The 26,987-nt window shown below is 62.5% G+C and carries 27 protein-coding genes, 1 tRNA gene and 1 pseudogene; 15 read left to right on the forward strand and 14 right to left on the reverse strand.

Features of this window, described 5'->3' with window-relative positions:
• The first annotated feature begins 9 nt into the window (after positions 1 to 9).
• On the forward strand, positions 10 to 981 hold the full coding sequence (locus tag ABZN20_RS12350; RefSeq protein WP_367025455.1) for a 2-hydroxyacid dehydrogenase: 972 nt from the start codon (positions 10 to 12) through the stop codon (positions 979 to 981).
• A 23-nt stretch (positions 982 to 1,004) separates the two neighbouring features.
• Positions 1,005 to 1,607 carry an IMPACT family protein gene (locus ABZN20_RS12355; RefSeq protein WP_218808432.1) on the forward strand — a complete coding sequence of 201 codons (603 nt, stop codon included), beginning with the start codon at positions 1,005 to 1,007 and terminating at the stop codon, positions 1,605 to 1,607.
• Between the two features lie 3 nt (positions 1,608 to 1,610).
• On the opposite strand, the gene pgl is transcribed toward ABZN20_RS12355, so the two are convergent.
• The 3 genes from pgl to ABZN20_RS12370 all read right to left on the reverse strand — a co-directional run bounded on the left by pgl (position 1,611) and on the right by ABZN20_RS12370 (position 4,607).
• Positions 1,611 to 2,318, reverse strand: a complete 708-nt coding sequence (pgl, locus tag ABZN20_RS12360) for a 6-phosphogluconolactonase (RefSeq protein WP_367025456.1) — start codon at positions 2,316 to 2,318, stop codon at positions 1,611 to 1,613.
• Positions 2,319 to 2,329: 11 nt separating this feature from the next.
• Positions 2,330 to 3,814 (reverse strand): glucose-6-phosphate dehydrogenase, encoded by a 1,485-nt coding sequence (gene zwf, locus ABZN20_RS12365; RefSeq protein WP_367025457.1) that lies wholly within the window; start codon positions 3,812 to 3,814, stop codon positions 2,330 to 2,332.
• A 268-nt stretch (positions 3,815 to 4,082) separates the two neighbouring features.
• Positions 4,083 to 4,607 carry a septal ring lytic transglycosylase RlpA family protein gene (locus ABZN20_RS12370; RefSeq protein WP_218808429.1) on the reverse strand — a complete coding sequence of 175 codons (525 nt, stop codon included), beginning with the start codon at positions 4,605 to 4,607 and terminating at the stop codon, positions 4,083 to 4,085.
• Here ABZN20_RS12370 and ABZN20_RS12375 point away from each other — a divergent pair.
• Positions 4,597 to 4,878 (forward strand): hypothetical protein, encoded by a 282-nt coding sequence (locus tag ABZN20_RS12375; protein WP_218808428.1) that lies wholly within the window; start codon positions 4,597 to 4,599, stop codon positions 4,876 to 4,878. The genes ABZN20_RS12370 and ABZN20_RS12375 overlap by 11 nt on opposite strands.
• Positions 4,879 to 5,017: 139 nt before the next feature.
• Here the strand turns inward: ABZN20_RS12375 and ABZN20_RS12380 are convergent, their stop codons facing one another.
• On the reverse strand, positions 5,018 to 7,540 hold the full coding sequence (locus ABZN20_RS12380) for a PKD domain-containing protein (protein WP_367025458.1): 2,523 nt from the start codon (positions 7,538 to 7,540) through the stop codon (positions 5,018 to 5,020).
• A gap of 378 nt (positions 7,541 to 7,918) precedes the next feature.
• On the opposite strand from ABZN20_RS12380, the gene gmk reads away from it, so the two are divergent.
• The gene (gmk, locus tag ABZN20_RS12385; protein WP_218808426.1) at positions 7,919 to 8,533 is read left to right on the forward strand and encodes a guanylate kinase; all 615 of its coding nucleotides are present in this window, start codon (positions 7,919 to 7,921) and stop codon (positions 8,531 to 8,533) included.
• On the opposite strand, the gene ABZN20_RS12390 is transcribed toward gmk, so the two are convergent.
• The 4 genes from ABZN20_RS12390 to msrA form a co-directional block, all read right to left on the reverse strand.
• Positions 8,534 to 9,088 (reverse strand): response regulator transcription factor, encoded by a 555-nt coding sequence (locus ABZN20_RS12390; protein ID WP_218808425.1) that lies wholly within the window; start codon positions 9,086 to 9,088, stop codon positions 8,534 to 8,536.
• Positions 9,085 to 10,434, reverse strand: coding sequence for an ATP-binding protein (locus ABZN20_RS12395; protein WP_218808424.1), 1,350 nt, complete (start codon positions 10,432 to 10,434; stop codon positions 9,085 to 9,087). The genes ABZN20_RS12390 and ABZN20_RS12395 overlap by 4 nt, the downstream gene beginning before the upstream one ends.
• 355 nt (positions 10,435 to 10,789) lie before the next feature.
• The gene (locus ABZN20_RS12400) at positions 10,790 to 11,584 is read right to left on the reverse strand and encodes a M48 family metallopeptidase (protein WP_367025459.1); all 795 of its coding nucleotides are present in this window, start codon (positions 11,582 to 11,584) and stop codon (positions 10,790 to 10,792) included.
• Positions 11,585 to 11,618: 34 nt separating this feature from the next.
• Positions 11,619 to 12,287: a peptide-methionine (S)-S-oxide reductase MsrA gene (gene msrA, locus ABZN20_RS12405; protein WP_367025460.1), complete on the reverse strand. Its 669-nt coding sequence runs from the start codon at positions 12,285 to 12,287 to the stop codon at positions 11,619 to 11,621.
• Positions 12,288 to 12,364: 77 nt separating this feature from the next.
• Between msrA and hslO the strand changes: the two genes are divergently transcribed.
• Entirely contained in the window at positions 12,365 to 13,234 is an 870-nt protein-coding gene (hslO, locus tag ABZN20_RS12410) for an Hsp33 family molecular chaperone HslO (RefSeq protein ID WP_367025461.1), read from the forward strand.
• Positions 13,235 to 13,309: 75 nt separating this feature from the next.
• Positions 13,310 to 14,164, forward strand: coding sequence for a hypothetical protein (locus tag ABZN20_RS12415; RefSeq protein ID WP_367025462.1), 855 nt, complete (start codon positions 13,310 to 13,312; stop codon positions 14,162 to 14,164).
• Positions 14,165 to 14,485: 321 nt separating this feature from the next.
• Here the strand turns inward: ABZN20_RS12415 and yrfG are convergent, their stop codons facing one another.
• Positions 14,486 to 15,163: a GMP/IMP nucleotidase gene (gene yrfG / locus ABZN20_RS12420; RefSeq protein WP_367025463.1), complete on the reverse strand. Its 678-nt coding sequence runs from the start codon at positions 15,161 to 15,163 to the stop codon at positions 14,486 to 14,488.
• 65 nt (positions 15,164 to 15,228) lie between these two features.
• Here yrfG and cysQ point away from each other — a divergent pair, with 65 nt between their 5' ends.
• Complete coding sequence (cysQ, locus tag ABZN20_RS12425) at positions 15,229 to 16,047, forward strand: 3'(2'),5'-bisphosphate nucleotidase CysQ (RefSeq protein ID WP_218808419.1); 819 nt, start codon at positions 15,229 to 15,231, stop codon at positions 16,045 to 16,047.
• Here the strand turns inward: cysQ and ABZN20_RS12430 are convergent.
• Together ABZN20_RS12430 and ABZN20_RS12435 are read right to left on the reverse strand one after the other, a co-directional pair.
• The gene (locus ABZN20_RS12430) at positions 16,044 to 17,108 is read right to left on the reverse strand and encodes an MJ1255/VC2487 family glycosyltransferase (RefSeq protein WP_367025464.1); all 1,065 of its coding nucleotides are present in this window, start codon (positions 17,106 to 17,108) and stop codon (positions 16,044 to 16,046) included. The genes cysQ and ABZN20_RS12430 overlap by 4 nt on opposite strands.
• The gene (locus tag ABZN20_RS12435; RefSeq protein WP_218808417.1) at positions 17,105 to 17,632 is read right to left on the reverse strand and encodes a phosphatase PAP2 family protein; all 528 of its coding nucleotides are present in this window, start codon (positions 17,630 to 17,632) and stop codon (positions 17,105 to 17,107) included. The genes ABZN20_RS12430 and ABZN20_RS12435 overlap by 4 nt, the downstream gene beginning before the upstream one ends.
• Before the next feature lie 81 nt (positions 17,633 to 17,713).
• On the opposite strand from ABZN20_RS12435, the gene ABZN20_RS12440 reads away from it, so the two are divergent.
• On the forward strand, positions 17,714 to 18,469 hold the full coding sequence (locus ABZN20_RS12440; protein WP_367027561.1) for a pteridine reductase: 756 nt from the start codon (positions 17,714 to 17,716) through the stop codon (positions 18,467 to 18,469).
• Here the strand turns inward: ABZN20_RS12440 and folK are convergent.
• Together folK and folB are read right to left on the reverse strand one after the other, a co-directional pair.
• Positions 18,466 to 18,960: a 2-amino-4-hydroxy-6-hydroxymethyldihydropteridine diphosphokinase gene (gene folK / locus ABZN20_RS12445; RefSeq protein WP_367025465.1), complete on the reverse strand. Its 495-nt coding sequence runs from the start codon at positions 18,958 to 18,960 to the stop codon at positions 18,466 to 18,468. The two genes, ABZN20_RS12440 and folK, sit on opposite strands and share 4 nt — an antisense overlap.
• Complete coding sequence (folB, locus tag ABZN20_RS12450; protein ID WP_367025466.1) at positions 18,953 to 19,318, reverse strand: dihydroneopterin aldolase; 366 nt, start codon at positions 19,316 to 19,318, stop codon at positions 18,953 to 18,955. Before folB ends, folK begins: the two co-directional genes overlap by 8 nt.
• 78 nt (positions 19,319 to 19,396) lie before the next feature.
• Between folB and plsY the strand changes: the two genes are divergently transcribed.
• Positions 19,397 to 19,993, forward strand: coding sequence for a glycerol-3-phosphate 1-O-acyltransferase PlsY (gene plsY, locus ABZN20_RS12455; RefSeq protein ID WP_367025467.1), 597 nt, complete (start codon positions 19,397 to 19,399; stop codon positions 19,991 to 19,993).
• Here plsY and tsaD read toward each other — a convergent pair.
• A complete protein-coding gene (tsaD, locus tag ABZN20_RS12460; RefSeq protein WP_218808413.1) occupies positions 19,980 to 20,993 on the reverse strand; it encodes a tRNA (adenosine(37)-N6)-threonylcarbamoyltransferase complex transferase subunit TsaD in 1,014 nt (337 codons plus the stop codon). The genes plsY and tsaD overlap by 14 nt on opposite strands.
• Positions 20,994 to 21,102: 109 nt before the next feature.
• On the opposite strand from tsaD, the gene rpsU reads away from it, so the two are divergent.
• The 6 genes and pseudogenes from rpsU (at position 21,103) to ABZN20_RS12490 (ending at position 26,954) form a co-directional block, all read left to right on the forward strand.
• Positions 21,103 to 21,336 carry a 30S ribosomal protein S21 gene (gene rpsU, locus ABZN20_RS12465; protein WP_010962181.1) on the forward strand — a complete coding sequence of 78 codons (234 nt, stop codon included), beginning with the start codon at positions 21,103 to 21,105 and terminating at the stop codon, positions 21,334 to 21,336.
• A gap of 22 nt (positions 21,337 to 21,358) precedes the next feature.
• A pseudogene (locus tag ABZN20_RS12470) lies at positions 21,359 to 21,816 on the forward strand (GatB/YqeY domain-containing protein).
• A gap of 36 nt (positions 21,817 to 21,852) precedes the next feature.
• A complete protein-coding gene (gene dnaG / locus ABZN20_RS12475; RefSeq protein WP_367025468.1) occupies positions 21,853 to 23,607 on the forward strand; it encodes a DNA primase in 1,755 nt (584 codons plus the stop codon).
• Between the two features lie 67 nt (positions 23,608 to 23,674).
• Entirely contained in the window at positions 23,675 to 25,477 is a 1,803-nt protein-coding gene (gene rpoD / locus ABZN20_RS12480) for an RNA polymerase sigma factor RpoD (RefSeq protein ID WP_367025469.1), read from the forward strand.
• Between the two features lie 14 nt (positions 25,478 to 25,491).
• Positions 25,492 to 25,568: transfer RNA gene (locus ABZN20_RS12485), tRNA-Ile, on the forward strand.
• A gap of 180 nt (positions 25,569 to 25,748) precedes the next feature.
• The gene (locus ABZN20_RS12490; protein WP_367025470.1) at positions 25,749 to 26,954 is read left to right on the forward strand and encodes a tyrosine-type recombinase/integrase; all 1,206 of its coding nucleotides are present in this window, start codon (positions 25,749 to 25,751) and stop codon (positions 26,952 to 26,954) included.
• Positions 26,955 to 26,987: the final 33 nt, after the last annotated feature.

Consider the following 26,987-nt stretch of genomic DNA (forward strand, 5'->3'; position numbering starts at 1 on the left):
GGGCGATCGATGCTGAAAGTCCATTTGAACCATGAAACCGGACCGGAGCACCTGGCGGACCTGCAAAGCCGCCTCGATCCCGGCATTCGCCTGAGTACGGGCGAATGCCGGTCGACGGCCGATTTCGACATCCTGGTAAGCGGTGAACCGACGGCCGGGGAACTGGAGGGCAGCCCCCGCCTGCGCGCGGTGATCGTACCGTGGGTAGGCGTGCCTCTGGCAACCCTGGATCTCATGCGGGAATTTCCACAGATAGCCCTGCACAACCTGCCCTACAATATCGGGCCGACGGCGGAAATGGCGGTGGCCCTGCTACTGGCCGCCGCCAAGCGGATCGTGCCCTACGACCAGCGGTTCCGCCAAGGGTACTGGTCGGAAGAGCCGTCTTCGAACGCCCCCGGTTCGGTGATGCTGGACGGTGGCCTGGCCCTGATCCTCGGCTATGGCCGCATCGGCAGGCGCATCGCTGCGGCCTGCCGGGGCTTGGGCATGCGGGTCGCCGGCGTGCGGCGCAGTCCAGGACCGGCCGCCGAGGAATACGCCATCGCCGACCTCCCGGGGCTCCTGCCGCACGCGGCGGCGCTCGTCGTCTGTCTCCCGCATACCCACGAGACCGACGGCTTGATCGGATGGCGTGAACTGGAACTGCTGCCGGCGAACGCCGTCCTGGTCAACGTGGCGCGAGGGGGGATCGTGGAAGAGGCGGCGCTTTATCGGACATTGAAGGCCAGGCGGATCTACGCGGCCGGCATCGACGTCTGGTACCGCTATCCTTCCGCGACCGAACGTAAGCAGGGGTTGCCGCATCCGCCCTCCGCATTCCCTTTCCACGAACTGGACAACGCGGTGATGAGTCCGCACCGGGCCGGCTGGTCGAAAGAAAAGGAGCCCGCGAGGATCGGCGAACTTGCGAATATGCTCAATGCCGCGGCCCGCGGCGAGCCGATGCCGTACCGGGTCGATCCCCAGCGCGGCTATTGATGGCCGACCCTCAGGATGAACAGATGAACGGAAGGGGCTTCGTTACCCTGAAAACGACGGCCGAGCACCAGACCGAGGTGAAAGGCTCGCTGTTCCTGGCCTACGGTGCGCGGGCCGATACGCCGGAACAGGGGCTCGCCTTTCTCCGGACCGTGGCGGCCAGGCATCCCGACGCGTCCCACCTGTGCTGGGCCTACCGAATCGACGACCAGTACCGCTTCAGCGACGCCGGCGAACCGGGCGGCACCGCCGGCCAGCCCATCCTCCGGGCCATCGAAGGCCAGGGGCTCGATCACGTGGTGGTCGGGGTGGTCCGCTATTTCGGCGGTACCAAGCTGGGAGCGGGCGGACTGGTGCGGGCCTACGGGGGAACGGTGGCGGAGGCATTGCGCACCGCCGAACGGCAGGAGGAACTGCCGCGGACCGAAATCACGGTGGAGGTACCGTTCGAGCACATGGGCGCGCTTTACCGCCTCCTGGAGTCGCTCGGCGTGGACGAGCGGAGGGAGACTTACACCGAACAGGGCCTGAAGGTCACGGTGAACCTGCTGGAAAGCGCCATCGAGCGATTCCGGGCGGAGCTGCGGGATGCCACGCGCGGCCAGTTTTCACTGGTCGAAGCATAAAGCTCAGGCAAAGTCGAAGGCTTCCAGCGTCACGCAGATATCCACGCCGCATGCCGGCGTTATCGCCGCTGCCGGCAACGGTTCTCCGCAACGCCAGCGCTGAACCGCGCTGAATTTGCCGAAGCCGGTCGCCAGAAAGATCACCTCGCGGCTTCGGCTCAATCGGCCGGCGCTGAGACTGACGCGCTCGGCGCAGGCGCCCGGCGCATCCGTCACCGCCAGCACGTCGGGACTGTCCGGATCGGCACCCCAATCGCGCCCCGGAAACAGGCTGGCGGTATGACCGTCCGTACCCAGACCGAGCAGAACGAGATCGAACTCTTCGACTCCCGCGACCACTTCCGCATACAGCTCGGCGCCGCGTTGGGGCCCCAGCTCCGCGGGAATGGGATGGATCTGGGCGCCGGGAATCAGACCCTCGTCGAGCCAGACGCTTCGGGCGACGGCGGAGTTCCTTGCCGGATCGTCCGCCGGGAGGCAGAATTCATCGCCCCAATAGACATGCCATTTGCTCCACTCGGCTTCCGCCCTCGCCGCCGCCAGTCTCCGGTAGATGGGCTCCGGAGTCTTGCCGCCGGCCAGAACGATATGGAAGGCCCTGCGGATCGCGATGGCCTCCCAGGCCATCCGCAGGATCCCCCGCACCACTCTGATCTCGAAGTCCTCCGCCGTGGGATAGACGTGCCAGCGCTTCTGCTGTCTCGGGTACATCGGGCCTGCCCTCATAACTGGTTGCGCCAGGTCTGTTCGAGTTTGTCGAACAGGCGGTCGGCTTCCGGTGGCCCCCACGAGCCCGCCGGATAGGCGCGGATGAAATCGCGCTGCCGCGTCCAATGCCGGAGGATGGGATCGACCACCCGCCAGGCCCACTCCACCTCGTCGAAGCGCAGGAACAGCGAGCGGTCGCCTTCCATGACGTCCAGCAGCAGCGTCTCGTAAGCTTCCAGCGTTTTCTCGCGGCCCCGCCGATAGGAGGCGTCGAGGCGGATGACCCGGGTATCCATGCCGAGGCCGGGCTGCTTCGAGTGCAGCTCAATATGCATGCTCTCCGAGGGTTGCAGGGAAAGCAAGACCCAGTTGGGCTCGATGAATTCCAGCGGGGTTTCCCGGAACAGTTGCTGGGGCGGATGGCGGAAGCGGATGGCGATGAGTGAGAGCTGCCGCGCAAGGCGCTTGCCCGTACGCAGGTAAAAGGGCACGCCGCGCCAACGCCAGTTGTCGACATAGAACTTGGCGGCGACGAAGGTTTCGGCAACGGAACGGGGCGCTACGCCGGGCTCGTCCTGATAGCCGGGAACGTGAGTGCCGTCGATCGAACCGGGGCCGTATTGCGCCCGGAAAGCATGGGCATGAATCGCCTGCTCGGCGATGGGGCGGATCGACCGCAGCACCTTGACCTTCTCGTCGCGCAGCGCATCGGCCTCCAGTGCCGGCGGCGGCTCCATCGCCACCAGCGTGAGCAGCTGCAGCAAATGGTTCTGCAGCATGTCACGGAGCGCGCCGGCTTTGTCGTAGTAATCGGCCCGGGTGGAAACGCCCGCCTGCTCGGCCACGGAAATCTGCACATGGTCGATGTAATTGCGGTTCCAGAGCGGCTCGATGAGCGTATTGGCGAATCGGAACACCAGCAGATTCTGGACCGTTTCCTTGCCCAGATAGTGATCGATCCGGTAGATCTGCTCCTCGTCGAAGGAGTCGTGCAGCAGCCGGTTCAGCAGCCGGGCGCTGTCGATGTCCTCGCCGAAGGGCTTTTCCACCACGATCCGGTGCAGGCCGCGCGGCCGGTTCAATCCGGCCTGGTCGAGCCGCTGGATGACCGCGCCGAAGTCGGCGGGCTTGATGGACAGATAGAACACGGTGTCGGCGCAGCGCTGGTCGGCGCAAAGCCTGTCGCTCAAGGCCTGGTAGAGGGCCGGATCGTGCAGGTCTCCCGCGAAATAGGTGAAACGCGCCGCGAAACGCCGGTAGACGCGCGCGTTGAACTGTTCGCCCGTCCGTCTCCGGATGCTGTCCTCCAGGTGACGAAGCCAATCGGCGTCGCTCCAGGGCCGCCGGCCCAGGGCGATGATCGACATTCCGCCCGGCAAATGTCCGCCAGCCTCCAAGTGATAGAGCGCGGGAAGCAGCTTGAACGCGGACAGATCGCCCGTGGCCCCGAAGATGACGAAATGGCACGGAAGCGCCTGAGGGGGTTGCGGCAGGGTCATGGAACCTCCTTTCCTTGAACCTCAGAGGATGGGAGACAGCCCGGGAGGAATGCAATCGCATGGACCAACCGTTGTCTGCCGACTTTGGGCTCCCCCTGGGGGTCGAACTTCTGCGGGTCGCTTGCGCAGGCCCACCGCCACGATTCCCTGGGCATGCTGTCGCCGCGTGCATCGAGAATCAAAAATCGGCAAGCGCCCGCCGGGGCCGATTTGAACTATGGAATCACGAAACCGCGGTGCGGCTCAAGCGAAGGCGGAACGGGTGGGGTCAGTCCAGGGCCTCGACTTCGACGCGCCCCAGACCGCTCAGCCGGAGCGCCTTCGCCGCGCCATGCGAGAGGTCGATCAAACGCCCGTCGACGAAAGGTCCGCGATCGTTTACCACGAGAACGATCGAACGGCGGTTGCTGAGATTGGTGACCCTTACCCGCGTAGGCAAGGGGAGGGTTCTATGCGCAGCGCTCAAGCCATGGGGATTGAAGCGGGTCCCCATCGCCGTGCGATGGCCGGACTCCTCTCCGTACCATGACGCCGTACCCCGCTCCCGATATCCCTTGGCGCTGGCCAGAGGGTGATAGATCCGGCCCTTGACACGATAGGCCCGATTGTAAGCGGCGCCATGGCGGGGAGTGAAATGACGCGTAGCTTCGGAGCGCGCCACGGATTTGCCGTGATCGATATGGGTTGCACAACCCGAGAGCAGGATCACTACCCCCAGGCCGGAACGAACACTGCGCAGCAATGCCCGCGCGAGCGGGTGCCGGAGAGCGCGGAAGTTTCCCTTGACGGTCATCGCTATCGATTCGAAACCCAGGATTGACAAGAACAGAATCGGCGTTTCGGTGCCGACTCCCGATATCCCAAGCAAGAATCGTGACCAGACTATTCCTTCCTATCGCACTGATTCTCCTCGTATTCGAGGAAAAGCCGGGAAGGCGTCGTCGTCCCAGGACGACAGCGATCCCAAAGACTGGAAACCGATATCGCTGAATAGACTGTTTTTACACGCGGTGAGGCGAACAGCCGCACCGTCGCCGAATGACATCACCGGCGTTGCCTGGTGACAGTTAGAGGCTGAGCAAAAAGGGGATTCTTGAGGATTGAGCGGAGGAAGACGACTACTACCGGGGAAGTATCGTCGACCGGCAAGTACATGCGGGTGGGTACGCAGCCCCACCCGCACGTATTGCTCCGTAGCGACCGTTATCGCTTCAACAGCGAGTTATAAAGCGGACCGTCGTCCACACAGCTATCCTTCTTCTTCAAAGGCACGCATACCTTGACGGTACCTTCGCAGACGTTTTGCTGTGCATCGGTTGCACTGAAGCCGATGGTATAGACCCGGCCATTTCCGTTTTTCTTCTTGCCGGCCCGCTCGGCGCGCAGTCTCAGCTTGTCGCCGGTCGCCTTATGCACGATGACGGCGTCGGGACTGCTGTCGGAACTGTTGATCCGACGGACCGGTTCATCCTGCATGACCGAAAGAATCTTGACCGTCATGTCGCTCGCCGCCGAAGATCCGGCTTCTCCCGCCAGAGACTGGGTACTTTCCCCAAGCTCCTTGAGAATTATCCGCCGCATCTTGTGATCCGGCGCCCAGAGCCGAGCGGGGTCGACCACCGCGCGATCACAGACGGGATTCGGCGTCGGGGATGGCGTCGGTGCAGGCGTAGGCGTGGGGCTCGGACTGGACGTCGGCCCGGGTGTCGGGTTTGGAGACGAGGTGGGTGCCGGGGTGGGTGCCGGGGTCGGAGACGCCGTTGGCGCTGGGGTCGGAGAGGAACCGGCGCTCAGGACCTTCACGTTCATCGACGCGCTCGCCGTCAAGAACCCATCGCTCACGGTCAACTGGAATACTAGAGTATCGTTCTCGGCCGTCACTGCCGGAGCGACGAAACTCGGCGCCGCCGTGTCGGCTCCGGTCAGGGCTACTGCGGGTCCGCCGGTTTGAGCCCAGGCATAAGTCAAGGAATCGCCGTCCGGGTCGCTGCTGCCATTGCCGTTCAGGTTCACGGTATCTCCAGTATGCACCGTAAGATTCGTGCCGGCGTCCGCCACCGGAGGGTGATTCGTGCTGTCCACCGTCACATTGACGCTCGAAGGGGCTGAAGCCAACCCTTTGTCGTCGGTCACCGTGAGAGAAAACGTGCAGGTTTGCGGCGTCTGGCCGACCAGCGGCGCCGTGAAACTCGGCGAGGAGCTGGCGTCGTTGTCCAAGGCTACCGTATTGCACGGCTCGCCCGTCGAAACGTTGCTCCATGCATAGGTAAGCGCGCTTCCTTCCGGATCATAACTCCCGGAACCGTCGAGATGTACGCTCGCCCCTTCCCTCACCGTCTGTGCCTCGCCGGCATCGGCGATCGGCGGCTGATTGGCGGCGTTGTCGGCCACCACGGTGACATCGATAAGTTCCTCGTCACTGAACAAGCCGTCGCTGACCTTCAATTTGAAGGTGAGCACGCTGCTTTTTTGGCCGGGCCCCAAGACTGGCGTGGTGAAACTTGCGTTAGCGGTGTCGGCTCCCTTCAGGCTGACGCTGGGACCTGCGACCTGCGACCAGGAGAAAACCGGGCAAGGCTTGGGGGCCCCCTGCCGGGAACAGGCGGGCGCGGTACTGTGGGAACCGCTCAGCGTCACCTTCACGTTCTCGGCAACATTGCCGGCAGGTCCCTCGACGACCACCGCCGGAAGATTCGGCGTGAGCAGCAAGGCCCGCCGGTTCGCTCCGGTCCTGGCGGTTAGCGCGATCTGGCCGGCGTTGTTGATGGCGATGCCCTGAATCTCGGTGCCCGATGCGATGTTCGCCTCCGCCGGCATCAGGTCGTACAGGTCATACATCTTGCCGTCGCTGTAGAGAAAGCCGCGTTGCTGGCCGCCGGTCGTGGTGGATATGCCGACGATCTTGCCGGCATCGTTGATCCCCAGAGCCTGACTGGTACCCCCTCCCAAGGTGCCGATATCCGCCATGCTGCCGCCGCTATACAGAAATGCGTGCGTCACCCCGGCGGAAACGTCTGAATATCCGACCACTTGGCCGCCGTTGTTGATGCCGGTAGCGTAGCTCTTGTCGGCGCCCAGAGTACCCAGATCGATCTTGTTGCCGTTGTCGTACAAGAATGCGTGAGGAGTCTTGGTGGCGGTCTCCGCATACCCTACGACTTGGCCGGCGTCGTTGACGCCTGTGCCAAAGCTGGAATCTCCCCCGAGCGTGCCGAGGTCGGAAAAAGCACCATTGCTGTATAGAAACGCGTGTCTGTCGCCCTCGATTTTGGCCCATCCCACGATTTGGCCGTTATTGTTGATGGCCGAAGCAACGGCGGCTGTTGCCCCTTGAGGCATGCCGAGATCGACCATCTTTTTGTTGCCGTAATAACTGTAGTAAAACGCGACAGGATTCTGATCGTTACCCGATTGCCCCACGACGGCGGCGGCGTTGTTGGTGCTCCAGGACCTGCTCCTGCCGCCGACCAACACCCCAAGATCGATCATGCCGCCATCGGCGAAGATAAAAGCATGAGGAGAATGCTTGTCGTCCCCGGAATCGAAATAGCCGACGACTTGGCCGGCATCGTTGACGTCCGTGACGTCGACATTCCCGGCAAGCGACGTGATATTGGTGACGCTGTAAACGGCCGCCATCACACCTGATGGAGAAACGGCGCCAAGCGCGCCGAGAATCGTTATGGCCAATGATTTCAAGTGGAATTTATCGTTGAATGGCTTCATGTCCTCACCCGTTGCCCAAATCATATGCACTGCTATTCGATGTATGGGATTGCATCTTCCCCCTCACTTGCTACTGCGCTCCGCCAGCTCCTGCAGCCGTCGAGGCTTACAAGTCCGCAACCGATAGCGTCTAAAGTACACCATAATGGTCCTCAATCAACCCGAACGTGCCCGCCAGGATATCATTGAGACGAAACCGCGCCAGTTCGAACAAAAAGCAGATCTCCACGCGACGCGTATCGCCATCGCGGCAACTCCAGTTGGTCCCCGGCCCGCCAAGAAAGTTCCCTCCCCCTGATAGAATACGACCGCACCGGATCGGCACCCTCACGCGTACCCCTATTGCGAATTTCAGGCCAACACCCCCAGACTCGATCAATGATACAGGGAATCCTTTACGTCATCTCCGCACCCTCCGGAGCAGGAAAAACCAGTCTGGTCAGCGCGCTCTGCGATGGCGCTCCTGACCTCGCGGTGTCGGTGTCGCACACGACGCGGCCCCGGCGGCCGGGCGAAGTGCCCGGCCAGGATTACTGCTTCGTGGAAAAGGCCGAGTTCGAGCAAATGATCGCGGACGGAGCATTTCTGGAATATGCCCGCGTCTTCGACAATTATTACGGTACGGCGAAAGCGACGGTCGAGGAGATGCTGGCAGGCGGGCGGGATGCCGTGCTCGAAATCGACTGGCAAGGAGCCCGCCAGGTCCGCGAGCTGATGCCCGCATGCGTGTCCATCTTCATCCTGCCGCCCTCCCGCGAGACGCTGGAACAGCGCTTGCGCAGCCGCCGGCAGGACTCCGAAGCGGTCATCGCCCGCCGCATGGAGGCGGCCATTTCCGAGATGTCGCATTATGCGGAATACGATTACCTGATCGTCAACGACGACTTCAATCTCGCCCTGAACCAGCTCCGCGCGATCGTCCAGACCCAGCGCCTCACCGTCCGGCGACAGACGCCGCGACTGGAACGCCTGATTGCCGGCCTGCTGGGCTGATCAGTCTTTGACGGGACGCTTTTCCAGCTTGCGCTGGAGCGTGCGGCGGTGCATCCCGAGCGCGCGCGCCGCCGCCGAAATATTGCCATCGTGCTCCACCAGGATCTTCTGCAGATGCTCCCATTCGAGCCGCTTGACCGAAAGCGGCTTTTCCTTGATTTCGACTGAGGTATCACCCTCGTCCTTGTGAAGGGCTGCCAGGATTTCGTCCGTGTCGGCCGGCTTCGTCAGATAGTGGGTAGCCCCCAGCTTGATGGCTTCCACCGCCGTCGCGATACTGGCAAACCCCGTCAGCACGACGATGCGGGTGTTGGAATCCAGTTCGTGCAAACGCTTTACCAGGGTCAGCCCCGACTCGTGGCCGATCCGTAGATCGATGACTGCGTATTCCGGCTCGATCCGCGCGGCCAGATCGAGGCCGGTCTCCACGTCGTTGGCGGCATGAACGGTGTAATTCCGCCGGGCCAAAGCCTGCCGCAGCACCTCGCAATAGGTGGGATCGTCATCCACCAGCAGGAGATGGGGGCTCTCGTTTTTCTCGTCGTGTGTGCTCATGTCGATGATGGCATCAGGGGTAGAACAATGCGGGTTCGGGTGCCGCCCTGCATGCGAGCGGACATGCTGATGACGCCGCCCAGGCGTTCGATGGTGGAGAAGGCCAGGAACAATCCGACCCCCAGACCGTGATCCTTGGTGGTCACCGGGGACTTGCCGAGCTGCTGGCTGAGTTCGGGCGTCACTCCCGGCCCATGGTCGATGACATCGAGTGTGACCCTTTCCGCGGTCCAGCGCGCCTCGACTTGTATGCCCTCCGGAGACACGTCCGCAGCGTTGTTGATGATGTTGACCAGGGCATGCGTCAGGCTGCGCTCGGCGATGATCGAGGGAATCGGCCGGGTGCCGTTGCGATAGTAGCCGAGCGGCGTCGGCAGGCTTTGTTGCTTCCAGTCTTCGATGACGGCATCGAGGTAGTCCGGCAGCGGCATGACGTGGCCGCTCTCCGCCCGCCCTTCGCCCGCGGAGGCCGACATCACGGCGAGAGCGTTCTTGCAGCGCTTGACCTGCTCGCGGAGTATCTGCATCTTCCCCTGAAGATCGTCACGCTGCTCGGTTTCGAACTCCTGCTCCAGTTCGCTGATCAGGATGGCCATGGTCCCCAATGGAGTACCCATTTCGTGGGCTGCGCCCGCGGCGAGCGTTCCCAGCGCGATGACGCGCTCGTTTCTCAGGCCCTGTTCGCGGACCTCCGCGAGCTTGCGCTCCCGCTCCCGCAGATTTTCCGCCATTTCAGCGACGAAATACGCCACCAGGGCCGCGCTGAAGACGAACCCGAACCACATGCCGAACGCATGGAGCTGGACGTGGTGCTCCTCGATGACCGCATGCAGGTGGGCATGCTGAGGGTCGATCATGAACGCATGGGCCGGGACGGGAGGCGTCAATGTTTCAGGATTGAGCGCCGGAAGCGGCTGGTAGTAACCGATCAGAATCGTGTAGCAGCCGGAAGCCAGGATGACGAGATGCCAAGTGAACGCGCGCGACAGCACCGTCGCGGCGATGATGAGGGGCAGCAGGAAAAACCAGGCGATGGGGTTGTTGGCTCCGCCGGTGAAGTAAAGGATCAGGGCGATGGCGAAGACATCGACCATGAGCTGGATGAAGAGATCGATCTGCGTCGTCGGCTCGATATCGGACAGCTTGAGCCAGGTCCACCAGTTGAACACCGACTGGATCGTCACGATTCCCCAAAGCGGCGCCTGGCGCAAGGGGATCTCGAGACCGTAGACACTGAACAGGATCATGAAAGCCTGAGCGCCGATCATCAGATTGCGGAGAACGAACAACCATTGAAGATTCTTGCGGTTGGTGTTGTCCGAATCCGAAGGGATAGGGATGTTCATGGAATCGCTCATAGGCCTATCTTACTGTTGGGGAAGACGAGGAGGACATCTGCGGCAATTTGCCACAGCGGCCCGAACCGGCAGCCGACGTTGCGCGTGAAGATGGGACGGACGGCCGGCGCGAAGTGAGCTTTCAGACCACCTTCCAAAGGTGGGGCTTGACAAAATGTGCGACATCCTGCCACGCGACAATTTGTCACATTCACGTCACAGGTGTGGCTTGATAAACTAAAGCCGTCATCGAGACTACCTCCCTCGAGTTGACGCGCCGCACGGTAGTGCGAGCGACTCCTCCTCTTTCGACGCAGGGCTGATCCCCCTGCGTTTTGTTTACTTCCCTATCCCGCCCGGCTCGTCAGCCGCCCCCTTTCCGAATGCCGTCGCACTGCGGCCGACGCCCTTTCGCGTCCGCTTGGCGCTGCAAATCGAGCGCCTGGGGCATCCGCTTTGCCAGATCCTGCATGCGGGTGGCATGCGAAGGATGGGTGGACAGAAACTCGACCGGTTGGCCGCCCCCTGAGCTTTCCATGTTGTTCCACAGTTCGATGCTCTGGCGCGGATCGAAACCGGCGCGCGCCATGATATCCAGCCCGAGCAGGTCCGCCTCGCTTTCCTGGGTGCGGCTGTAGGGCATCAGGATGCCGTACTGCACACCGAGTCCGAGCAGCCCCATGAGCGTCTTGCCGGACGCGGATGTGGGGTCGGCCACAGCCTGCATGGCATTCAGTCCCTGCTGGACGGCCACTTGCTGGGACAGCCTCTCATTGGCATGGCGGGAAAGCACGTGGGCGACCTCATGGGCCAGCACCGTCGCCAGTTGGTCCTGGTTCCGGGCGACGCGGAGCATTCCGGTATGGACGCCGATCTTGCCGCCGGGCAGAGCGAACGCATTGGGGCTGTCCTGCCTGAACAGCGCAACCTCCCAGCTTCCGCCGACTTCGCGCGTCACCGCGTCGGCGACACAGCGCACATAATCGTTGGCCTGCCGGTCCGGCTCGACCGGCATCTCACGCTTCACGGCGGCGAACGACTGACCGCCCAGCATCGCCATCTGGCTGTCCGGCAACAGCATGAGCTGGCTGCGCCCCAAGGGAGACGTGGCGCAGGCGCTCGCGGCTATGCCGAGGAGCAGTACGGCTGCTTTCTTCATGGCTTAAGGATCGAGGCGAAACAAGAGGTTGGGATCATATCGGATCGGCTTGTCGTTCTTCAATCCGAAAAGGCGGGCACTCGATCCCCGTGCCGCGCAGCCCGCAGTAACCGTCCGGATTCCTCGCCAGATATTGCTGGTGATAGCTTTCGGCATAATAAAATTCAGGCGCCATTCGAATTTCCGTAGTAATGGCGCCGCGGCCGGCTCGTTCAAGCGCCCGCTGGTAGGCTTCGCGTGAAGCCAGGGCCAACTGGAGCTGTTCCGGCGTGGAGGCGAAAATCACGGAGCGGTATTGCGTCCCCAGATCATTGCCCTGGCGCATGCCCTGCGTCGGATCGTGAGAGGTCCAGAACACCTGCAACAGGGTGTCGAATCCGATCGCATCGGGCTCGAATACGACGAGGACGACCTCGGCATGTCCCGTCCTGCCGGTACACACCTCCTCGTAGATGGGATTGGGGGTGAATCCTCCGGCGTACCCGACCGCCGTCGAGTAGACCCCGGGCAAGGTCCAGAACCGCCGCTCCGCTCCCCAGAAACATCCCATGCCGAAAAACGCGTAAGCCGAGCCCGACGGAAAAGGCGGCTTGATCCGACGGCCATGGACGAAGTGCGTCTCGGTCACCCGCATCGGCGTCGAGCGGCCCGGCAGGGCATCGCGAGGATCGGGCAGTGCTGACTTGGCTGACTTGAACCCCATGACGGACTCCTGCGTTGAATGAGACGGAAATGAAAACCCTATAATGCCGGCCTTTCAATCGGAAAAATGCGGGCATCATGAAAAATTCCGACAGCTTTCAGCGCTTCATGTTCGAAGACATGGGCATCCGCGGCGAACTGGTCCGCCTCGATGCGAGCTGGCAGGCCGTGCTTCAGCGGCATACCTATCCTCCGAACGTGAGCCGTCAGTTGGGCCAGGCGCTCGCCGCCGTGACGCTGCTGTCCGGAACCATCAAGTTCAAAGGGGCATTGATCATCCAGATCCAGAGCCGGGGCCCCTTGCACACGCTGGTGGTCCAGGCGACCCATCGGCAGACGATACGCGGCCTTGCCCACTGGCGCGATCCGGTGCCGGAAGGGGCATTGAGCGAAATTTTCGGCCAGGGCAGGCTGGTTCTCACCATCCAGAACGAAGGGGCGGAACCCTATCAGGGGGTCGTGGCGCTGGAAGGCCAGAGCCTCTCCTCGGCGCTGGAAAGCTATTTCGCCAATTCCGAACAATTGGCGACCCGGCTTTGGCTGTTCGCGGACGGACAGCGGGCCGCCGGACTGTTCCTGCAGGTCCTTCCGGCCCAGGCGCACGCCGAGGACGACTGGACGCGGCTGGTCACCCTGGCCGACACGATCACGGAGCACGAAATGCTTCACCTGCCGTTCGAAGACGTGCTCTACCGGCTTTATCACGAAGAAAAGGTACGCTTGTTCGAAGCCGAGCCCGTGGTATTCCGCTGCACCTGTTCCCGGCAACGCATCGAAGACATGCTGCTGGCCCTCGGCAAAGCGGATGTGGAGGGCGTACTTGCGGAAAAGGGCCGCGTGGAAGTCGATTGCGACTTCTGCAACAAGCGCTACCTGTTCGACCCCGTCGATATCGGCGCGCTGTTCTCGGAAGAAATCAAGAGCACACCTTCGTCTACCAGGCATTGACCGGCACCGCCTCTGGCCGGCCGGGCGAAATCGCCCAAGCGAGAGGCATATCACGCAATCGCCCCGTTCCTCCCCATGAAGCCGTCCGCGGCAGGGACGGGAGAGCGCCAACCCCTTGCTCCGCCGGCCGAGGATTCGTGCTGCGGCGATTCCGACGAGACGATGGTCGCCGGCATGACCGTTCCGGGCGCTTCCGCTCCAGCCGCCGGAATGACACCCGCGGGGCTTTCGCTGGGTCCGCTCTTGGGGCTCGGCCTGAACGTCGTCACGGTCATCGTCGCCATCCTGGCCCTGCAGGGACTGGTCTACTGGAACTATTTCGCCGACGCCCCCCTGTTTCTCGACCGCTACGGATGGTGGATGATGTACCTCGATCTCGGCGTCGTGCCTCTGATCGCCACCCTGGGTTATCTCCGCAGCTACATGTACGCCCATGCCTCCCATATGATGGGGATGGTGATCGGGATGACCATCGGCATGCAGGTCGGCACCATGATCGACGGGGTGGTGGGTGCGACCAACGGCTTCTTCATCGGCGCCATGGTGGTCGTCATGATGATTCCCGACCATGTCCTGATCTTCATGCCCGTCTTCACCACGGCCAATCTGCTGATCCTGATCTGGTTCACCTACCTCTTCTACAAGGAGGGCGTCGCGGCGGGCAAATGCCAGTTGCGCGGACCGCGGACCCTGGCGCAACTCGGCTCCTTCAGCCTGGTCACGATCGGCCTCCTGTCCGCGCTCATGGTGCTGGGGCCGAAGGGGCCGATGGCCTGGAAAGGGCACAAGCGCACCGCCATGGGAGCCAACGCCGCCGAAAACCCGCTCCAGCCCCAGGAGCTCGGAAAGGACGGTTCGACCGCACAAAAGCACGAAATGGAAATGGCATGCGGAGCCATGATGACGGGAGGAGGCGACAGTCAGAAATAGCCCGCCCCGCCCGAATACCGCCCTCGCTCAGCTTCGCGATGCTCAAAGAAGAACGAAACGCGTCTTCACGATCAACTGCTGTCTTACCGCTGTGCTTACGGCCGCCGCGGCGCGTCCATCCCCCGAAGAGGAAAACGCCGCAAAACAAAATGCGGCGACGTCCTCAACAAGCTTGTCGGCGCCAGCTACCAGTATCACGGGCACAGCTTAGGCGTCGAAGGCGACATACCCGTGTGCCTGAACTGCATCCAGTTGCGTAATAGTCGGTGTCTGAACGCCGGCTTCCAAGTCATGTTTTGACGCCGGAATGCATCCTTCCGCTCACGGCGGGTTTCCGGCAGCCGTTCCCACCGGCGCGATCGCCCGGAAATCGTCTATGGCCGGAAACTCGGCGATGTCTGCCGCCGCCCGTTTGCTGTCCGCCTTGCGCACGGCCACGAGGTGCTTGGGCCCCGTTTGCCGGGCCGAACGCAGTACCGGCAGGCTGTCGTCGACCAGCAGGGTCGCTTCGGGATCGTAGGGCTCGACCTCGTGCAGGCGCCGCCAGAACAGCGGGTCTTCTTTCGGCAGACCGATGGAATGCGAGCTGATGATGGCGTCGAAGAACACGTGGAGGGCGGTTTTCTCGAGCTTGAGTCCCAGGCTCTTGGGATGGGCATTGGTCACCAGGACCAGCCGTAGGCCAGCCGACCGTACGGCATCGAGAAACTCGGTCACATGGGGCAGCACTGCGATCAATCCGGCGATTTCGGCTTTCATCGCCGGGATGTCCAGTCCCAGCGTCTGGCTCCAATAATCCAGGCAATACCACTCCAGCCGGCCTTCCATTGCCCGGAACCGCGGCATCAGCTCCGCTTTGGCTTCCGCCAGGCTCAGGCCGTTGCGCTCGGCGTAGCGCAGGGGCACAAATTCGAGCCAGAAGTGGTTATCGAAATTGAGATCCAGCAACGTGCCGTCCATGTCGAGAAACACGCTGCGCATGCGCTTCCAGGGAATCATCGGTTACCATGTCCCGCTAGATATGTCGAAAGCCCAGCCCCGTGAGTAGCCAAGGAAATCAGTCCATGCCCATGATGAAGGAGCCTTCCCGCCTGCTCGAATCCGTGGTCGCGCTGGCCAAGGAGGCGGGCCGGGCCATCCTCGCGATCTACGGCTCGGAGTTCAGCGTCGTGCAAAAATCCGACCAATCGCCATTGACGGCGGCGGATCTGGCATCGCACGAGTTGATTGTAGCCGGGCTGGGCCGTCTCAGACCCAAATTTCCGGTGCTCTCGGAAGAGTCCGCGGCTTCCGCGTTCGAAGACAGGAAAAACTGGTCCTCGCTCTGGCTGGTCGACCCGCTGGACGGCACCAAGGAATTCGTGAAAAGAAACGGAGAGTTCACGGTGAACATCGCCCTGGTCCATGAACACGCCCCTGTCCTGGGTGTCGTTCATGCCCCCGCCCTGGAACTGACGTATTTCGCCGCCGAAAGTTGCGGCGCCTTTCGCCAGCACGGCGAGGAAACGCCCCAGCGCATCCGGGCCCGGCCCAGGGCACCGCAGCTCCCCGTTGTCGTCGGCAGCCGGTCGCACGTGAACGCCGAAATGGAGACTTACCTGACCCGGCTGGGAGAATGCGAATTGCGGCCGATGGGTAGTTCGCTCAAGCTCTGTCTGGTGGCGGAGGGAACCGCCGATCTGTATCCGCGGATCGGCCCGACTTCCGAGTGGGACACGGCGGCGGCGCATTGCATCGTCACCGAGGCCGGCGGCGCGGTGACCGACATCAGGGGCGCCCCACTCGTATACAATGCGCGGGACGGCCTGTTGAACCCTTACTTCCTGGTCTTCGGCGACAAGAGCCGTCCGTGGCTCGACTACGCGCAAGGAATCGAAGGCTAGGCGGCGTTCGCCCGGCGCTCAGGGGCGGCCCCGTAATCGTAGCGGACCTCGTCCCACACGCTGCGGACCCAGGCGTGGTCGATGTGCCGGTCCCCGCTTTTCAGCCAGCCGACGATGTGGGACGCCACGTTGGGGTAGACGACCCGGACGGCGTGGCCGTTCTTGAGCCAATGCGTCACCGATGCCCGGTCCAGTTCCGGCATCACCGCGCCGAGCTGCGTCTGTTCCAGCCCCAGGGCGTTGGAAAGCTGCTCCATTTGCGCTCTCAGCGGCTTCACCAGCAGCTTCTTGCCCATCTGCAAAGCCTCGCTCGCGAGCTCGAAGCCGGCGTTGCAGATCACGGAGCTGCAATCGCGCAGGTCGTGCTGGAAGCCGGTGCGGGACAACTGCTTGATGTGGATGTGCTCGGGCCGGTCCCGACTGACCGCCGGGCTGTAGACGTGGAATTCGTATTCGCGCAGGGGCTCCAGTAGCGCCACGATCTCGCGGATGTCCTCGAAAGGGAGATAGACTAGAACCTTGTGCTCGAGCACCGCCTCCGGCTCCGGCGGCGTTTCGATGATCGGCGGCAGGATCGGCTGGTCGAAATGGTGCCAGTGCAGACCCAGCCCGACGCTGGCCGGGGCGAAATACTTGAGCACGGTGCGCGCGAGAATGTCGTCCCCGGTCTTGGGGATGGGATAGCCGAATGCGTACTGATGGCCGATGCCGATGACTTCGCGCTTCTGCATCCTGGCCGCCCAGGCCGTAACCGGCTCGAAATCGGTGATGATCAGGTCGTAATGGGAGAGATCCAGCGCCCTGACGTCGCGGACGAAGCGGACGACATCATTGTGAACCGATGTCTTCAGATAGGATACCCGGCCGGCCTTGGTCGAAAACGTCAGCCCCTTGCGCCACAGGTAGTCGCCGAAAACCTCCATTTCGAACAAATGATCCCAGGGACGGCCGGTGAACAGGTAGGTCACCTCGAACCCGGCCGCCTCGAGCGCGGGCGCCAGGACCCGCGCCCGCGTGATGTGTCCGTTGCCCGTGGCCTGGACGCCGTAAAAGATTCTCACGTCAGAAAGACTCCCAAACTGAGGAAAGCGACGGTCGTGCCCATGGCCAGCCCCACGAGGACGTCGGTAGGGAAGTGAACGCCCAGGAAGATGCGCGACAACCCCACCGCGGCGGCCCAGCCGTATAATGCCGGCAGCCAGGCGGGATGAGCGTTGGCGACGACCGTCGCCATCAGGAACGCGCCGGAGGTGTGGCCGGAAGGGAAGCTGAACCGGTCGGACGGAATGATGAAGCTGCGGTAGTCCCGGATCGCCGCGGCGGGCCGGTCGCGGCGCAAGCCGTTCTTGACGATGAAATACAGCGGCCGCTCGATCGCGAACGCCAGCAGGGCGGATTTCAGCAAGGCCAGATTCAAGTCGCCGCCGCTGGCGAACCAGTACAGACCGAGCAAAGCATAGAGAAAACCGTCTCCGGTGCGCGAAATCCAACGGCTGCACCGCGCGCAGAGTTCGAGGTGCTTGCGGTTCATGAACCAGATGAACATGAATACGTCGCAACGGTGAATCGCGTGGATCAGTTTCATGGCAACGCTCCGGGGAAACGAACGCTTCGCCCATGGTAGAGAACGAGCATGACAGAAAGCGGTCGCTACGGTGACGATTCGATGAAGACGTCAGCCGAGCCGGCGGCGGGGAAGGTGGCGCTGATCACGGGAGCGGCCCGAAGAGTGGGCGCGGCCATTGCCGCGCACCTGCACGACCAGGGTTACCGTGTCATCGTGCATTACCACCGCTCGGAAGCGGATGCCTTGATGTTTTGCGAAGGCCTCAATCGCCGCCGAAACGACTCTGCCACGGCCATCGGGGCCGATCTGCTGGAATTCGAAGCCCTGGGCCCACTGGTGGAAACGGCAGCGGGACGCTGGGGCCGGCTCGATGCGCTGGTCAACAACGCCTCGGTGTTCTATCCGACGCCGATGGGATCGGTGACGGGGCAGCAGTGGGACGAGTTGCTGGGCAGCAATCTCCGCGCACCGTTTTTCCTGGTCCAGCACGCCATACCCTACCTTTCGGCCGCCCAGGGCTGCGTGGTGAACCTGGCGGACATTCATGCGGACAGGCCGCTCAGAAACCATGCGGCATACAGCATCGCCAAGGCCGGACTGGTCGCCATGACAAAAGCCCTGGCCAAGGAACTAGCGCCGGCGATACGGGTGAATGCAGTGGCGCCTGGGGCGATTCTGTGGCCCGAGCAGGGTGCCGATGCGGCGATACAGGCCGAGATCCTGAACCGGATCCCGCTGGGAAGGCCCGGCGAACCGCTGGACATCGCCCGCGCGGTCGCCTATCTCGCGGACCAGGCGCCCTACGTCACGGGGCAGGTGCTCGCCGTGGATGGCGGACGCAGCCTGTTCGGCTAGGACCGCCAGGGCGGGATGATACGTAACTGCTGCAGCCCATTTTTCTCGTAGCGCTCCCATAGCTCTCGAAAACTCAGCCCCAAAACAGGGTGCGTCAGGTCCGGCGCGATTTCCGCCAGCGGTTCGAGCATGAAGGCATATTCGATCAGCTCCTTGCGTGGAAGCTTCAGCTTGCCTTCGCTGACGACCGCATCGCCGTACAGCAGGAGGTCGAGGTCCAGGGTCCTGGCACTGAACTTCTTGGATTCCCGCGTACGTCCATGATCCGCTTCGATCCGGGCCAGTTCGTTTGCGACCTCGGCGAGCGGCAGATCGGTTTCGAAGCCGACCACCAGATTGTAGAAGGGATCGCCTTCGAACCCCACGGCGGCCGTTTCGTAGACGCTGGAAACGCGCAGCGGTCCGAAGCTGCCCCGCAACGCCGCAAGCGCGGATGGAATATGCCGATCCCGTTCGACATTGCTGCCGACGCTGACGAAAACCTCAGGCATCGGCCGGCTTTGCCCCGCGCTCGATCAGGACTCCGACATCGCTGGCGCCGCGGATGGCGCCACGCTTGTTCAGGGTGACGCGCACCCAGGGAATCGGGAATTCGTTCAGCAGAATGGCCGCGACCTTCTCGGCCAGGGTTTCCACCAGGAAGAACCGGCTGCTCTCGACGAATTCGATGAGGCGTTTCGACACCGCCTTGTAGTCGAGGGCATGGGAGATGTCATCGGTCTCAGCCGCCCTGCGGATGTCGGTCGCCATTTCGAGATCGAACACGACGGTCTGCCGGATCTCCCGTTCCCAGTCGTAGATGCCTATGATCGTCTCGATCTGCAGGCCCCGCAGAAATATAATGTCCATTCCGGCCTCTGTCGGTCGCGCGTTTAAGACGGCCATTCGTAACATAGAATTCAAATTCATGACAACTGCGGAGCGCTCATGCTGATCGAATGGCTGCTGATCCCCTTTGCCTATCTGCTCGGCTCGGTGTCGAGCGCCATCATCGTCAGCCGCGCCCTTGGATTGCCCGATCCACGCCAGGAAGGCTCGAAGAATCCCGGCGCCACCAACGTGCTGCGCCTGGGAGGCAAGCACGCCGCGATCCTGACTTTGCTCGGGGACACTTCCAAGGGGCTGATTCCCTTGCTCATCGCCAAAAGCATGACGGTTTCGCCGCCGTTGCTGGCTGCGGTCGGTTTCGCGGCTTTCGTCGGCCACCTCTACCCGGTGTTTTTCCAGTTCAAGGGAGGGAAAGGCGTGGCAACCGCCCTGGGCGTGCTGCTGGGGTTCGCCTGGCCGGTGGGTGCCATGGCGCTACTCACCTGGATCGGCGTGGCCGCACTGTTCCGGTTCTCATCCCTGTCCGCGCTGGCGGCGGCGGTCCTCGCCCCGGTTTACGTCTGGTTCTGGCTGGGCTCCGCCGAACTGGTGGTCGCGACGATGTTCATGTCGACATTGCTCGTCTATCGCCACAAGGGCAATATCGAACGCCTGCTCAAGGGCGAAGAAACCCGGCTCGGTGCTAAACGGCAGTGAGCGTCTCCATCGCCCAGCGCGCCCTGGCTTCGATCGCGGACGGTTCGAATTGCCCCGCCAGAAGACGCCGGCAACCGGCGAAGGCGATCATCGCCCCGTTGTCGGTACAGAATTCCGGCCGCGGAAAGTAAACCCGGCAGCGCTCGCTTTCGGCCATCGCCTGGAGGCTCTTTCGCATGACCTGGTTGGCACTCACGCCCCCCGCGACGACCAGGCGCCCCAACCCCGTTTCCCGCAGCGCCCTGCGGCATTTCAGCACCAGCGTATCGACGACGGCCGCCTGGAACGCACAGGCGATGTCCGCCTTATCCTGCTGCGTCCCCTCCAGGGCGGCAAGTGCGTTCAACGCATGGGTCTTGAGACCGCTGAAACTGAAATCGAGGCCCGGCCTGTCCGTCATAGGGCGAGGAAAATGGAACCGCCCGGCATGTCCCTCTTCGGCCAGCCGGGCCAAAGCCGGTCCGCCAGGATAGCCCAGTCCAAGCAGCTTAGCGGTTTTGTCGAAAGCCTCGCCGGCCGCATCGTCCAGCGACTCGCCCAGCACCCGGTAGGCCCCGATCCCGCCCACCTCCACCAATAGGGTATGTCCGCCGGAAACGAGGAGGGCGACGAAGGGGAATTCGGGAGGTTCCGGCTCCAGTAGCGGTGCGAGCAGATGGCCCTCCATGTGATGGACCGCGACAGCGGGGACGTCCCAGGCCCAGGCGAGGCTGCGGGCCACGGCGGCACCGACGAGGAGCGCCCCGATCAGGCCCGGTCCGGCCGTGTAGGCGATCCCGCCGATCGCGGTACGCTGGAAGCCCCCGGCGGCCAGCAGTTCGCGGACCAGCGGCAGGAGCTTGCGCAAATGATCGCGCGATGCGATTTCCGGCACCACCCCACCGTATTCCGCATGCACGTCGACCTGGCTGTAAAGCCGGTGCCCCAGCAGCCCCTTGTTCGAGTCATACAGCGCGACGGCGGTTTCGTCGCAGGAAGTTTCGATGCCTAAGACCAACACGGCCGTTTTTGCGTTACCCGATGGTCCGGGTATAATGCACCATTTATTCACGAGGCGGCCGGACTCCGGCCATTTTTCCAAGAATCCATTTGAACTGTTGGGATGCTACATGCCGTCAATCAAGATCCGCGAGAACGAACCTTTTGAAATTGCCATCCGCCGCTTCAAGCGCGCCTGCGAAAAGGCCGGCGTCCTGTCGGAAGTGCGCCGCCGCGAATATTACGAAAAGCCCACCGAGGAACGCAAACGCAAGGCGGCAGCGGCCATCAAACGGCATTTGAAGAAGCTCTCGCGCGAACGCTTCGCCCTGCAGAACCTGCGCAAGGGCCGTCCCCAGCAGTAAACGGGTTGACCGGAGTGCGCGCATGGCTGAGCAAGACGCGAACCTGAAAGAGCGCCTCCAAGGCGACATGAAAGCGGCGCTCAAGGCGGGCGAGAAAGCACGCTTGGCTACGGTCCGCCTGATCCTCGCCGCCGTCAAGCAAAAGGAGGTCGACGAGCGCATCATGCTCGACGATGCGCAGATCGTCATGGTGCTCGACAAGATGGCGAAGCAGCGGCGCGAATCCATCGCCCAGTACGAAGCCGCCGGGCGAACGATCTGGCAGGCATCGAGCAGGCGGAACTTGCGATCATCCAGGAATACCTCCCCCAGGCCCTGAGCGAAGCCGAGGTCACGGCCATACTGCAGGCGGCCATCGAGGAATCCGGAGCGAAGGGCATCGGCGACATGGGAAAGGTCATGGCCCTGGCCAAACCGAAGCTGCAGGGGCGGACAGACATGTCCGCAGCCAGCGCACGGGGCAAATCACTGTTGAGCTGAATTCGCGCTTCCCGCCGATCGGGCAAGGACAAGCCGGTGGGAACCCTCTTCCCCCCCCAAATGGCCGGCCGACTACCTCGCGAATTCATTGACGACCTCATAGCGCGCATCGATATCGTCGATCTCATCGACGCGCGCGTTCCCTTGAAGAAGTCGGGCTCCAGCTTCATGGCCCGATGCCCCTTCCACTCCGAAAAGACTCCCAGCTTTTCCGTCAGCCGGGAAAAGCAGTTCTACCATTGCTTCGGCTGCGGCGCTCATGGTAATGCCATCAGCTTTCTGATGGATTACGAACACCAGAGCTTCCCGGAAGCCCTGGAAACACTGGCCGCTCTGGCGGGAATCGATCTGCCGAAAGCCACGCAGCCCCCCGGGAGGGCGAATCCGGCAACATCGCTCCAGCCGCTCTACGACATCCTGGAACGGGCGGCAGCCTTCTATATCCAGCAGCTCCGCGATCATCCCGGCGCGGAGCAGGCCAAGGCCTACCTGCTCAAACGCGGCCTGACCGGCGAGATCGCTCGCCGCTACGGGCTCGGATACGCCCCACCGGGCTGGAACAGCCTGCCGGCGGACTGGCCCAGAACGCCTTTGATCCAGAGCGGTCTGATGATCGAAAAAGACCGCTCCTCCTACGACCGCTTCCGCCAGCGCATCATGTTCCCCATCCGGGACCGGCGCGGCCGCGTCATCGGCTTCGGAGGCCGCACCCTGGGCGATGAGACTCCGAAATACCTGAACTCGCCGGAGACGGAGGTATTCAAAAAAGGCAAGGAGCTTTATGGCCTGCACGAACTGCTGGAATCCGATGCCAGACCCCGGCGCATCCTTGTGGTCGAAGGTTACCTGGACGTCATCGCCCTGGCTCAGCACGGAATCAACGAAGCCGTCGCAACGCTCGGCACTTCCACGTCCACCGAACATGTCCACTTGCTGTTCCGCTTCACGAGGGAAATCGTTTTCTGTTTCGACGGCGACGCGGCCGGCTACAAGGCAGCCTGGCGCGCCCTCGAAGCCAGCCTTCCGCTCCTGCGGGAAGGACGCGAAATACGCTTCATGCACCTGCCGGCAGGCGAAGACCCGGATTCTTTGATCCGTAAGGAAGGACGCGAGGCATTCGAGCGCCGCATCGGCCAAGCCTCCCCCTTCTCGGATTACCTGTTCCGAACCCTGCAAACGGACCTGGATCTACGCAGCGTCGAGGGACGCGCAGCGTTGCAGAAACAGGCCCGTGAACTTCTGGACCGTCTTCCGGTCGGAGTATTCAAAGAGTTGATGGAGCAGCGACTGAGCGAACTCACCGGACTGGTGAACACAACGCCCCTATCGAAACGCCCCGAAAGCCGGGCGCGCAGCTCATCCGGGCAGGCGCGCGCGCCTTCCGCATGGCGCGATCTGGTCACCCTCCTGCTGCACCGCCCTCAGCTCGCGGGGCTGATCTCACCGGAAGTCCGTGCCCGGCTCACGGAAAACCCCCGCGCCGGCCCGCTCATTGCGCGCATCCTGGAATACACCGACCTGCGAGTCACGCCGACGCCGGGCATGCTGTTCGAATATCTGCGGGAAACGCCGGAAGGCGACCTGGCCCGAAACCTCTTGAGACGGGGGCTGCTGACGCCGGAGGAGGGGATGGAAAGGGAATTCGTCGATGCGCTCGATAGAGTGCGCGCGCTGCTTCGCGACGAGCGGCTGAACCAGCTGATCGACAAGTCGAAGCACTCCCAACTCACTGATAGCGAACGGGATGAACTGCGAAAATTGACAGGGAGGAAAATCTTGAAACTCGACTAATACCGCCCCATCTTCTAAAATGAAAAGTTCTTCAATACCACTCCACCCCTCCAGCGCGAGTTCGTTAATGACGCCAGAACAGCAGCAGCAGCACCAGCTTAAGGAACTTATTGCTAAGGGCAAGATGCAGGGCTACCTCACCTTTTCCGAGGTCAACGATCATCTCCCCAGCGATATCGTCGATCCCGAGCAGATGGAAGATATCATCTGCATGATCAACGACATGGGAATCGAGGTCCACGAGGACGCTCCTGACAACGAAGACTTGATTCAGGACACGGCGGTCGTGGCCGAATCCGACGAGGATGAAGCCGCGGAAGTCGCAGCGGCGCTCGCCTCGTCCGTCGATACCGAACTCGGGCGTACCACCGATCCCGTGCGTATGTACATGCGCGAAATGGGAACCGTGGAGCTGCTGACCCGCGAAGGCGAGTTGAACATCGCCAAGCGCATCGAGGAAGGGATCAACGTCGCCGCCAACGAACTGGTGCGGTTTCCAGCGGCCATGGAACACTTCCTCAAGGCCTTTGAAACCGTCGATAACGGAGAACTCAGGCTATCCGACCTGATCTCCGATTTCTTCGATCCTGCCGCGGCGGACGCCGTTGCGGTCGAAGACGACGCCGAAGCGGAAATCATCGATGAAGGCGACAGCGGCCCCGATCCCGAACTGGTGAGGGAAAAGCTGGCAGCTTTCCGCAAACTGCACAAGGCCGCCGTCAACGCCCACCACAAGTACGGCTACGGCCACGAAAAGACGCAGAAGTCTTTCGATGCTCTGGCCGGGGCCTTCATGGAATTCAAGAAGACGCCGCAGTTCTTCAAGGAGTTGACCGATACGCTGCGCGACACGGTCGCGAAGATCCGCGAACAGGAGCGTGCGCTCATGGACATCTGCGTCACCAAGGGGAAGATGCCCAAGACGGAGTTCATCGCGACGTACAGCGGCAGCGAAACCGATACCGAATGGCTGGACCGGGTGTGTGACCCGACAAAGCCCTATGCGGCAGCGATCAAAGCCCATGCGGACGAAATTCGCCGGATCCAGGCCAAACTTGCTCAAATTGAGAAGGACAACCGGCTCGACATCGCAATCATCAAAGACATTCACCGCAGAGTCTCCGTGGGGGAGAATCAGGCGCGGCTGGCCAAACGCGAAATGATCGAAGCGAACCTTCGCCTCGTCATCTCCATTGCCAAGAAATACACCAACCGCGGACTGCAGTTCTTGGACCTGATCCAGGAAGGCAACATCGGCCTGATGAAAGCGGTGGACAAGTTCGAGTATCGGCGGGGCTACAAGTTTTCGACTTATGCAACCTGGTGGATCCGCCAAGCGATCACGCGGTCCATCGCCGACCAGGCGCGCACGATCCGCATCCCCGTGCACATGATCGAAACGATCAACAAGCTCAACCGCATTTCGCGGCAAATGCTGCAGGAAATGGGCCGTGAGCCGACGCCGGACGAGCTTGCCTCGCGTATGGACATGCCGGAAGACAAGGTTCGCAAGGTGATGAAGATCGCCAAGGAGCCCATTTCCATGGAGACCCCCATCGGCGACGACGACGATTCGCATCTTGGGGACTTCATCGAGGACTCCCGCGTCCTGTCGCCGGTCGAGCATGCGACCGTGGCCAGCCTGCGCGAAACCACCCAGCAGGTGCTCGCCGGTCTGACCGCACGGGAAGCGAAGGTGCTCAGGATGCGTTTCGGCATCGACATGAACACCGACCACACGCTGGAAGAGGTCGGAAAGCAGTTTGACGTTACGCGTGAACGCATCCGCCAAATCGAAGCCAAAGCCCTGCGCAAACTGCGCCACCCTTCGCGGTCCGAGCAATTGCGCAGCTTTCTGGACATCGAGTAACGGACATCGAGTTCGGGCCCTTAGCTCAGTCGGTTAGAGCGAGCGACTCATAATCGCCAGGTCGTAGGTTCAAGTCCTACAGGGCCCACCATTTAAGAGTTTCACCCCGTCTCAGGACACCTCATAACCCGCAAGCTACAAGGCTTTGCGGGTTTTTTGTTGTCTCACGGCATATCACCGGATAACATCCAGTACCATCATTCTCGCTGGTATCTTTGTTGGCATCGTCCATACCAGCGGGTTCGATGCCATCAATCCGGAGCAATCGCCCATGCTGCAAGACATTGAGGCCCGCAAGGCCAAGCCGAAGGACACGCCCTACAAGCTGGCCGACGAAAAGGGCTTGTACCTGTTCGTCACCCCACAAGGCGGAAAGCTTTGGCGGATGAACTACCGCTTCGAGGGGAAGCAGAAGACCCTATCTTTCGGGCAGTACCCCGACACCAGCCTTGCCGACGCTCGAGGCCGCCGCGACGACGCCCGCCGGCTGCTGGCTCAGGGCATCGACCCGAGCGCCGAGCGCAAGGCGACCAAGGCCGCCGAGCGGGAGACATTCGAGGCCATCGCCCGCGAGTGGCATGCGAAGTTTTCGCCGTCATGGGCGCAGACCCACGCCAAGCGGGTGCTTGAGCGGCTGGATAACCACATCTTCCCCTACCTGGGGAGCAAGCCGGTTTCTGGGCTGACCGCGCCTATCATCCTGGCCGTGCTGCGGCGCCTGGAGGATGCCGGCAAGGCTGAGAGCGCCCACCGAATCAAGGGCATCATCGGGCAAGTGATGCGGTACGCGGTCGCCAGTGGACGCGCCGAATCGGATCCGACGCAATCCCTACGCGGAGCCCTGGCGCCCGTCTCCAAGGTGCATCACCCGGCCATCCTGGACCCGCACGAGATCGGCAAGGTGCTGCGCATCCTGCACGGCTACAGCGGAACACCGGAAGTCCGCGCAGCCTTGCGCCTGGGCCCGATGGTATTCGTCCGGCCGGGCGAGTTGCGTACCATGAAATGGGAAGACCTGGACATCGAGGCCGGCGAGTGGCGGTTCGTCCTGAGCAAGACCAAAACGCCGCACATCGTGCCGCTGTCTGGCCTGGCGCTGGAGATCATCGAGGAGCTGCGACCGCTGACGGGCCGAGGCGTCTACGTCATGCCTTCGGCGCGGTCACCGTCCGGCGTCCGACCCATGAGCGAGGGCGCCGTGCTGGGGGCGTACCGCGCACTCGGGATCACCAAGGATGAGCTTGTTGGTCACGGCTGGCGGGCGACGGCACGGACGCTGTTGGTGGAGAAGCTGAGCTTCCGCGTGGACATCGTGGAACAGCAACTCGGGCACATCGTTCGTGATCCACTGGGCCGCGCCTACAACCGGACCACCTTCCTTGATGAGCGCAAGGCGATGATGGAGACCTGGAGCCGATACCTTGAAGGGCTGCGCACCGGGGCTGCTGTTGTGCCGATCCGGCAAGCCCGCGCCTGATACACTGAGTTCACCACGCCTAGCCCGGCCAGG

Origin of the sequence: Methylococcus sp. ANG (genome assembly GCF_040730495.1) — a bacterium.
Taxonomy (GTDB): domain Bacteria; phylum Pseudomonadota; class Gammaproteobacteria; order Methylococcales; family Methylococcaceae; genus Methylococcus.

Bases quoted from the DNA above. Each gene is read 5' to 3' on its own strand.
- folK (WP_367025465.1), bottom strand. From the start codon at position 18,960: ATGCCTGAGGTTTTCGTCAGCGTCGGCAGCAATGTCGAACGGGATCGG.
- ABZN20_RS12395 (WP_218808424.1), bottom strand. From the start codon at position 10,434: ATGAACATCCCTATCCCTTCGGATTCGGACAACACCAACCGCAAGAAT.
- pgl (WP_367025456.1), bottom strand. From the start codon at position 2,318: ATGTACCCGAGACAGCAGAAGCGCTGGCACGTCTATCCCACGGCGGAG.
- ABZN20_RS12350 (WP_367025455.1), top strand. From the start codon at position 10: ATGCTGAAAGTCCATTTGAACCATGAAACCGGACCGGAGCACCTGGCG.
- rpoD (WP_367025469.1), top strand. From the start codon at position 23,675: ATGACGCCAGAACAGCAGCAGCAGCACCAGCTTAAGGAACTTATTGCT.
- plsY (WP_367025467.1), top strand. From the start codon at position 19,397: ATGCTGATCGAATGGCTGCTGATCCCCTTTGCCTATCTGCTCGGCTCG.
- ABZN20_RS12370 (WP_218808429.1), bottom strand. From the start codon at position 4,607: ATGACCGTCAAGGGAAACTTCCGCGCTCTCCGGCACCCGCTCGCGCGG.
- ABZN20_RS12390 (WP_218808425.1), bottom strand. From the start codon at position 9,088: ATGAGCACACACGACGAGAAAAACGAGAGCCCCCATCTCCTGCTGGTG.
- ABZN20_RS12490 (WP_367025470.1), top strand. From the start codon at position 25,749: ATGCTGCAAGACATTGAGGCCCGCAAGGCCAAGCCGAAGGACACGCCC.
- ABZN20_RS12440 (WP_367027561.1), top strand. From the start codon at position 17,714: ATGAAGACGTCAGCCGAGCCGGCGGCGGGGAAGGTGGCGCTGATCACG.
- zwf (WP_367025457.1), bottom strand. From the start codon at position 3,814: ATGACCCTGCCGCAACCCCCTCAGGCGCTTCCGTGCCATTTCGTCATC.
- ABZN20_RS12355 (WP_218808432.1), top strand. From the start codon at position 1,005: ATGAACGGAAGGGGCTTCGTTACCCTGAAAACGACGGCCGAGCACCAG.
- folB (WP_367025466.1), bottom strand. From the start codon at position 19,318: ATGGACATTATATTTCTGCGGGGCCTGCAGATCGAGACGATCATAGGC.
- hslO (WP_367025461.1), top strand. From the start codon at position 12,365: ATGAAAAATTCCGACAGCTTTCAGCGCTTCATGTTCGAAGACATGGGC.
- ABZN20_RS12435 (WP_218808417.1), bottom strand. From the start codon at position 17,632: ATGAAACTGATCCACGCGATTCACCGTTGCGACGTATTCATGTTCATC.
- cysQ (WP_218808419.1), top strand. From the start codon at position 15,229: ATGCCCATGATGAAGGAGCCTTCCCGCCTGCTCGAATCCGTGGTCGCG.
- msrA (WP_367025460.1), bottom strand. From the start codon at position 12,287: ATGGGGTTCAAGTCAGCCAAGTCAGCACTGCCCGATCCTCGCGATGCC.
- ABZN20_RS12400 (WP_367025459.1), bottom strand. From the start codon at position 11,584: ATGAAGAAAGCAGCCGTACTGCTCCTCGGCATAGCCGCGAGCGCCTGC.
- rpsU (WP_010962181.1), top strand. From the start codon at position 21,103: ATGCCGTCAATCAAGATCCGCGAGAACGAACCTTTTGAAATTGCCATC.
- gmk (WP_218808426.1), top strand. From the start codon at position 7,919: ATGATACAGGGAATCCTTTACGTCATCTCCGCACCCTCCGGAGCAGGA.
- ABZN20_RS12380 (WP_367025458.1), bottom strand. From the start codon at position 7,540: ATGAAGCCATTCAACGATAAATTCCACTTGAAATCATTGGCCATAACG.
- ABZN20_RS12415 (WP_367025462.1), top strand. From the start codon at position 13,310: ATGAAGCCGTCCGCGGCAGGGACGGGAGAGCGCCAACCCCTTGCTCCG.
- yrfG (WP_367025463.1), bottom strand. From the start codon at position 15,163: ATGATTCCCTGGAAGCGCATGCGCAGCGTGTTTCTCGACATGGACGGC.